Below are 2,735 nucleotides of genomic sequence, written 5' to 3'. Positions count from 1 at the left end.
CCTGCACTTCGAAGAACTTCTGGCCGTAGACGTTGGACCAGGTGTTTTCCTGACCGTCGACAACGCCGGTCTGCAGCGCGCCGTAGACTTCCGAGAAGGCCATCGGCTGCGGGCTGGCGTCAAGCGCCTCGAACTGCGCCTTGAGCACCTCGGAGGGCTGCACGCGGAACTTCAGGCCGGCGGCATCTTCGGGCATCAGCAGCGGCTTGTTGGCCGACATCTGCTTCATGCCGTTGTGCCAGAAACCAAGGCCGAGCAGGCCGCGGCGGACCATGGATTCCTTCATCTCCTGGCCGGTTTCCGAGTTCTGGAACGCGTCAACCGCATCCATGTTCACGAACATGAAGGGAAGGTCGAAGATGCGGAACACCTTGGTGAACTGCTCGAACTTCGACAGCGAGGGCGCGGCCATCTGGACGTCGCCGTTCAGCATCGCCTCGAGAACCTGGTCGTCGTTGTAGAGCGTGGAGTTCGGGTAGACCTCCATGCAGGCCTTGCCGTTCATTTCCTCGTTGACGCGCTCTTGCAGCAGCGAGGCGGCGATGCCTTTGGGGTGCTTGTCGGTGTTGGTGACGTGGCTGAACTTGATGACGACTTCGCCATCGTCGCAAGCCGCCATCGCGCCGGTGGCGCCGGTGGTGAGGGCCGCAGCGGCCACGGCAGTCATCAGAAACTTCTTCATCGGTATCCTCCCGAAGTGATGATGAGTGAGGGCCCGCTCCCCTGCCGGCCCTTCGCTGGGCACAAGACAGCCATGCAGAAATTGCATCAAGAGGCGGCGCGTGGCACTGCAAAAATGGGCATTTTTATATTTCAAATCAGAATCTTACCCGACCTCAGCGACACGTCGATCAAGCCGCCCGCCACAGTCTTGTGCGAAAATCCGCACACGGCGCATTCCCGCTCGTGCGAAAAACCGCACACAAATGCGGCAAAGTTGATTCGGCGCGATGCGACTCACAGCCTGCCGTGCGAATCGCGTGGCGCGATGCCGCACCGCAGACACGCATGGCCTTCAGGCTGCGGTCATGTGGCTGTGGCCGTAGAAGGTCACGTGCTGCGAAAGCCGGCGCTCCGGACGGTGGGTTCCGCGCCGCATGACCAGAAGATCCTGCCAATATCCGGCAAGCGCATAGAACGGCCCCTCGCCCAGCAGCGCCAGGCCGCAGGGGTAGTCGAGGCCGATCTGCCGCGTGTCGATGGAGCGCTTCACGTGCCCGTCGCTGGCAGAAAACACCATCAGCCGATGCGACGAGGGGAAGCTCGCGATGAACTCGTCGTTCAGCGGATCATACTCCACAGAAAGGCCATGGCGCAGATGAGCCGGCGCCTCCCGCGACGCGAGCCGTACCGGCTCGGTGCTGTCGGGCGCGAACATCACCGGCGCGGCGGGAAGGTAGCTGCTGTCGGGATCGGCGGTGCGGTCGGGCTCCGAGGCATTGATACGGCGGCGCAACGTGGCATCCTCTCCCGGCCTGCCGAGCCTGCAGCGGATCGCGAAGCTGCGGTCATCGGCCCCGAGGGCGACATGGCGCAGCTCGGTGCCGGGATCGGTCACCGTGGCGCGCTCCACAAGCCGGCCGCTGCCGATCTCGATGATCGTCACCGAGGCTTCGACCATATGGCGCGGCGCGGATTTCTTCGCCGCCCCTGACGCCGCGGTCGAGCCGTAATTGGCCACCGCGAGGTGGCGGCCATCTCGGGTCAGCCGGATCTCGTGCGGATCTATGCCGTGGCAGCTGAAACTGGACAACACCTTCAGGCTCTGTGGATCGCGCACCGAGATCCGCCCGTCATGCGCCCGCGGGTTTCCGTCATAGCCCACCAGCGGCGCGCGCTCCGAGCAGAGCAGCGTGCCGTCCGGCAGATAGAGCCCGTGTCCGCCCCCGCGCCAGTCCGCCGCGATGGGCCGCCCGTCGGCGATCATCTCGAGCGTTTCGGCGTCGAAAATCACGTGATGCGCGGCCTCGGCACCGCCGCCGAGGTTCATCCGCCCCATGAAGCCCGTGCGCCCGTCGGGGGCGATGGCAACGTCATGGCCGATCACCGGAAAGACCGCCTGCCGCACCGTTCCGTCCATGCCGACGCGGGTCAGAAGCGTCTGCGGCCCACGCGCCGAGCGCCGCCGGCGGCTGTCGGCTGGCTCGTTCTCGAGCACCGCTCCGGCGGGCGAATAGCCGGGAACGAAGACGGCGGATTTTGTGGACAGAACAGGCTCAATGGCGTGCGGCTCAAAGACCTCGCACGCCGCAAGCGGCGACACCGAGGCCGCCGCAAGCCATTTCAGAAAGATGCGCTTGTGCATCGTCAGGCCTCCCGCATGGGATCAGTCGGAATGGCCTCCGCTGTCACCGGAATCGCCGCCCTGCTGCGCCAGAACAGCGGCGGCCTTGCGCGATGCCTGCAGCCGGTGCAGATCGGCACAGTCGCCGGTGTTGATGCAGCGCAGGTTGGCATCGACCCAGTCATACTCGGCGTCGAGCCGCTCCTGCTCGGCACCTTCGGCAAAGGCGGCTTCGGTCCCGAGATCGCGCCGCTTCGATTCCAGCGTCGTGATCAGGTAGCCCTTGGTTGCCTGAGGCAGCGCTGCCGTCGCTTGGATCATTTCACCGGCACCGGGCGCCTTGAACACGGACAGCGCGCCCTCGGTCAGGATCGTCTCGACCAGAACCTGCTTGTCCATTGTCGCAGGATCGCTGCTCTTGGTGGCGCAGCCTGTGACCGGAAGCGCCAGG

The 2,735-nt window shown here is 65.2% G+C and carries 3 protein-coding genes; all 3 read right to left on the bottom strand.

Translation table 11 applies throughout. The features are described from left to right. On the bottom strand, positions 1 to 682 hold a 682-nt coding region (locus AC6RA4_RS24765; protein WP_500164867.1), incomplete at its 3' end, for a DctP family TRAP transporter solute-binding subunit. A gap of 333 nt (positions 683 to 1,015) precedes the next feature. Further along, positions 1,016 to 2,305 (bottom strand): DUF1513 domain-containing protein, encoded by a 1,290-nt coding sequence (locus AC6RA4_RS24760; protein WP_500164865.1) that lies wholly within the window; start codon positions 2,303 to 2,305, stop codon positions 1,016 to 1,018. 21 nt (positions 2,306 to 2,326) lie between these two features. Then, the coding region (locus AC6RA4_RS24755) for a hypothetical protein (RefSeq protein WP_500164863.1) at positions 2,327 to 2,735 on the bottom strand (409 nt) is incomplete at its 5' end.

The sequence above is a fragment of the Salipiger sp. genome, assembly GCF_059781815.1.
The sequence above is the reverse complement of the archived record's forward strand: the minus strand, read 5'-3'. Positions and strand labels throughout refer to the sequence as shown.

Coding starts and splice junctions, on each gene's coding strand:
- AC6RA4_RS24760 (WP_500164865.1), bottom strand. CDS start 2,305: ATGCACAAGCGCATCTTTCTGAAATGGCTTGCGGCGGCCTCGGTGTCG.